The organism is Streptomyces sp. ATLC9, from assembly GCF_057196705.1.
In genome coordinates, this window is record NZ_JBXUOY010000359.1 from 1 (window position 1) to 4,524 (window position 4,524).

The 4,524-nt window shown below is 74.5% G+C and carries 4 protein-coding genes; all 4 read right to left on the reverse strand.

The window, feature by feature from the left end; genetic code table 11:
• Window positions 1-142: 142 nt before the first annotated feature.
• Entirely contained in the window at window positions 143-682 is a 540-nt protein-coding gene (gene hpt, locus AC2CJA_RS24530) for a hypoxanthine phosphoribosyltransferase (RefSeq protein WP_484604867.1), read from the reverse strand.
• 36 nt (window positions 683-718) lie between these two features.
• The gene (gene tilS / locus AC2CJA_RS24535; protein WP_484604864.1) at window positions 719-1,909 is read right to left on the reverse strand and encodes a tRNA lysidine(34) synthetase TilS; all 1,191 of its coding nucleotides are present in this window, start codon (window positions 1,907-1,909) and stop codon (window positions 719-721) included.
• Between the two features lie 155 nt (window positions 1,910-2,064).
• A complete protein-coding gene (locus AC2CJA_RS24540; protein WP_484604865.1) occupies window positions 2,065-3,201 on the reverse strand; it encodes a zinc-dependent metalloprotease in 1,137 nt (378 codons plus the stop codon).
• Between the two features lie 90 nt (window positions 3,202-3,291).
• A partial coding sequence (gene dacB / locus AC2CJA_RS24545; protein ID WP_484604866.1) for a D-alanyl-D-alanine carboxypeptidase/D-alanyl-D-alanine endopeptidase occupies window positions 3,292-4,524 on the reverse strand: 1,233 nt, incomplete at its 5' end.

Consider the following 4,524-nt stretch of genomic DNA (forward strand, 5'->3'; position numbering starts at 1 on the left):
GGCACGTAACCCCACAACCCGGCCCGCACCCACGCGGGGGGGGGGCGCCGGCGGCGGCGGGGAAACACCCCCGTCCGCCGCTTCCAACGCCGGGGGACCCCCCGAACGTTCCCGGACGGCGCACCGGGTCCGCCCGGGCCCGTCAGCCTCCGTAGACGTGCGGCGCCAGCGTCCCCACGAACGGCAGGTTGCGGTACTTCTCCGCGTAGTCCAGCCCGTAGCCGACGACGAACTCGTTGGGGATGTCGAAGCCGACCCACTTCACGTCGATCGCCACCTTCGCCGCCTCCGGCTTGCGCAGCAGGGTGCAGACGTTCAGCGAGGCGGGCTCGCGCGAGCCGAGGTTCGACAGCAGCCAGGACAGCGTCAGGCCGGAGTCGATGATGTCCTCGACGATCAGGACGTGCCGCCCCTTGATGTCGGTGTCCAGGTCCTTGAGGATGCGGACCACACCGGAGGACTGGGTGCCCGCGCCGTAGGACGACACCGCCATCCAGTCCATGGTGACCGGTGAGGACAGAGCACGGGCGAGGTCCGCCATGACCATCACCGCGCCCTTGAGAACCCCGACCAGGAGCAGGTCCTCGCCCTCGTACTCCGCGTCGATCGCCTCCGCCAGCTCGGCCAGCTTCGCGTCGATCTCTTCCTTGGTGATGAGCACCGACTTGAGGTCGGCGCCCATGTCCTTGTCGTCCACCCTGCTGCTCTCGGTCGGGGATCACACTTGCCGGATGACCAGTGTGCCACCCTGCCGTCGGGCGGCCACCCGGCCGGGCAGGCTGATGGCCCGCTGGCCGTGCCAGCCGGTGACCAGCCGGTCCACCTCCTCGATGTGGCGGGCGAACAGCGAGCCCGCCGGGGAACCGGCCGCGACCGCCGCACGGCGCAGCACGCGCCGGCGGACGGCGGGCGGCAGGCCGCCGAGCCCGGCGATGTCGAGGGCCGATCCGGACCTCCCCACGAGATCCGTGACATTCACGACATCGCCGGTGTCGCCGGTGTCGCCGCCTCCGCCGCCCTCCCCGCCCTCCGCCTGGGACGCCTGGGACGGCAGGGAACACGGGGACAGCGGGGAGTGCGGAAGCTCCGCGCGGACCTTCCGTTCGGCCTCGCGGGCCCAGGCGTCGAGGGCGTCGGCGTCGTCCCGCGAGAGCTGCGCGGTGCGGGCCAGGGCCTCGACCACACCCCTGCCGAGCGCCTTCTCCAGGGCCGGCAGCGCGTCGTGACGCACCCGGGAGCGGGTGAAGGCCGGATCGGCGTTGTGCGGGTCGTCCCAGACCGGCAGCGACTGCACCATGCACGCCTTGCGCGTGATCTGCCGGTCCACGGCGAGGAACGGCCTCAGATAGCGGTGCCGGACGCCGTCGCGGCCGGCCGGCGAGCCGGAGACGGCGGCCATTCCGGACAGCGAGCGGGTGCCGGAGCCCCGGGCCAGGCCGAGCAGCACCGTCTCGGCCTGGTCCTCGCGGGTGTGGCCGAGGAGGACCGCGACGGCGCCGAGGCGGTCGGCGGCCTCGTCGAGGGCGGTGTAGCGGGCGGTGCGGGCGGCGGCCTCGGGACCGCCGTCGCGGCCGACGGCCACGGCGAGGGCCTCGGCCGGTTCGAGGGAGAGTTCGGTGAGACGGGAGACGACCTCCCGGGCCCGGTCGCCGGAGCCGGGCTGCAGGCCGTGGTCGACGGTGAGGCCCCCGGCCCGCAGGCCGAGACGGGGGGCCTCGAAGGCGAGGGCGGAGGCGAGCGCCATCGAGTCGGCGCCGCCGGAGCAGGCGACGAGTACGAGCGGAGGGCGCCGGTGCGGGGTGGAGGGGCCGACGGGGGCCCGGGGGCCGTCAGGAGCGTCCTGGAGCACGTCGCGGAGGATGCGGCGAACCGCCAGGCGTATCGCGGCGACCGCGGGGTGGGGACCCATGTCCGTTCACTTCCTCGTGGAGTCGTGGCCGCGCAGTCGATGACTACGCTGAGTGCGTCGATGGTGACAGAGAAGAGCTGTGTCCCTGAGCATCGCACGCGCGCCGACCGGCCACGGTCCCTCGTAAGAGTGAATGTCTCGGCGTTCGGCGGTCATCAGTCCGCTTTCCGGTGCACCCTCGCGACCCACTCCGCCGGAGCGGAGATCTCCGTCCTGGTGGGCAGTGTGTTGGGGGATGTCCACACGCGGTTGAAGCCGTCCATCCCGACCTCGTCCACCACCGCCCGCACGAACCGCTCGCCGTCGCGGTACTGCCGCAGCTTGGCGTCGAGGCCCAGAAGCTTGCGCAGCGCCTGGTCGAGACGGCCCGCGCCGGCCGCGCGGCGCTTCTGGAACTTCTCGCGGATCTCCGCGACCGACGGGACCACCTGGGGCCCGACACCGTCCATCACGTAGTCCGCGTGCCCCTCCAGCAGCGACATCACGGCGGTGATGCGGCCGAGGACCTCGCGCTGCGCCGGGGTCTGCACCAGCTCGACGAGGCTGCGTCCCCCCTCCTGCTCCCCGTCGTCCCCGGCTTCCGGACGGCCGCTCCCGGCCAGCGACTGGAACGCCTCGCGCAGCCGCTCCAGCAGCGCGGAGGGCTCCACGTCGGTCTCTCCGAGGAAGGCGTGGACCTCCCCCTCGATGTGGTCCCGCAGCCACGGCACGGCGGAGAACTGGGTGCGGTGGGTCTCCTCGTGCAGGCACACCCACAGCCGGAAGTCGTGCGGGTCGACGTCCAGCTCGCGCTCGACGTGCACGATGTTCGGCGCGACCAGCAGCAGCCGTCCGCCGCCCTCGCCCGGAGCACCCGGCAGATCGCGGGTGGGCGGGGCGAAGGTCTCGTACTGGCCCAGGACGCGCGAGGCCATGAAGGACAGCAGCATCCCGACCTCGACACCGGTCACCTTGCCGCCGACCGCGCCGAGCACCGCGTTGCCGGGGCCGCCGTCGCGCCTCGCCCGCATCTTGTCCAGCAGGGGCGACAGCAGCTCGCGGAAGCCCGCCACGTTGGCCCGGATCCAGCCGGGCCGGTCCACGACGAGCACGGGGGTGTCCGCGGCGCCGTCGGGGGCCATCCGCGTGAAGCCGCGCACGTGCTCCTCGGCCGCCGAGGCATGCCGCCGCAGCTCGGCGACGGCCTCCCGCGCCTCCTCACGACTCACTTCGGGCCCGGGCCTCACGAGCCGGGTCGCGGTCGCCACCGCGAGATTCCAGTCGACCATCTCCACACCACCGAGGCTCGTCATGACTTCACCGTACGTGCCGGTGCGCCCGAACGGGAGCGGACGGGCGCCCGGGCAGGAGTGCCCGCGGGGCGGCCCGTCACGCCTGACCGGTCAGCGGCAGCCGCAGTTGGCCAGGGTGGCGGCGAGGCGGTCCAGGGCCTCGTGGGCGCCCTGGCGGTCGGTGGTGCCCGAGGCCGTGAACGCGAAGGCCAGGAGTCTGCCGTCGGCGTCCACGACCGTGCCCGCCAGGGTGTTGACCCCGGTCAGGGTGCCGGTCTTGGCGCGGACCAGCCCCGCACCGTTACGGGTCGCCTCGTCGTCGTAGCGACCGCCGAGCGTGCCGCTGAAGCGGGCCACGGGCAGTCCCGTCAGCACGGGACGCAGCTCGGGGCGGGCGGGGTCGGCCGCCAGGACCAGCAACCGGGCCAGCAGGCCGGCGGAGACCCGGCCGGACCGGTCGAGCCCGCTGCCGTCGGCGAAGCGGGCGCCCTTCAGCGGCAGCGCCCTGCCGTGTCCGGCCAGCTGTGCGCGCACCGCGCGTCCGGCGCCGGAGAAGCTCGCGGGCTCTCCGTGCGCCACCGCGGTCTGCCGGAAGAGGGCCTCGGCGATGTCGTTGTCGCTGTGGAGCAGCATCCGCTCGACCAGTTCCGCCAGCGGCGCGGAGCGGTGGACGGCCAGCTCCTCGGCGCCCCCCGGCGCTTCGCGGGCACGCCCGGGGCTTCCCGGGTGCCCGACGTCGACACCGCGCTCGCGCAGGCGGTCGGTGAAGACCTCGGCGGCGTCCCGTGCCGGGTCGTCCGAGCGGGGGGCGGGCCCCCGGGTGCTGTCGTCGAGGCGGCCCTCGTTCATCATCAGCGCGCTGACCGGCGCGATGTTCTCGTTCGGCCCGATCGGATGGCGGGCGGGTCCGGAGTAGAGCGAGGTGTCGTAGGCCGGTTCCACCCGTTCCACGCCGCGCTCCCGAAGCTTCCGGGCGGTGGTGTCGGCCAGCCGACGCAGCGCGGCGGGGGTGACCGTGGGGTCGCCGCCGCCGACCAGGAGGACCCGCTTCCCGTCCGCGTCCCACACCACCCGGGTGGGGATGCGGTGGTCCGGCCCGAGGACCGACAGCGCGGCGACCCCCGTGGCGATCTTGACGGTGGAGGCGGGTGCGACGCCCCGGCCGGCCCTGGCGGCGTACAGCTCCCGGCCGGTGGCCACGTCCATCACCGAGGCGGTGCGGAGCGTGCCCAGGGTCCCGTCCTCCAGCAGCGGCCGGAGGGCGTCGGCGAGTGCGGCGGGAGCGGGGGCGGGCGCCTCGCCCGGGTTCGGCACGGCCCGCTCCGCCCGGCCGCCCCGGTCCTC

What these genes read in the sequence shown, in the direction of transcription:
- hpt (WP_484604867.1), bottom strand. Translation starts at nt 682, where the DNA reads ATGGGCGCCGACCTCAAGTCGGTGCTCATCACCAAGGAAGAGATCGAC.
- tilS (WP_484604864.1), bottom strand. Translation starts at nt 1,909, where the DNA reads ATGGGTCCCCACCCCGCGGTCGCCGCGATACGCCTGGCGGTTCGCCGC.
- AC2CJA_RS24540 (WP_484604865.1), bottom strand. Translation starts at nt 3,201, where the DNA reads ATGACGAGCCTCGGTGGTGTGGAGATGGTCGACTGGAATCTCGCGGTG.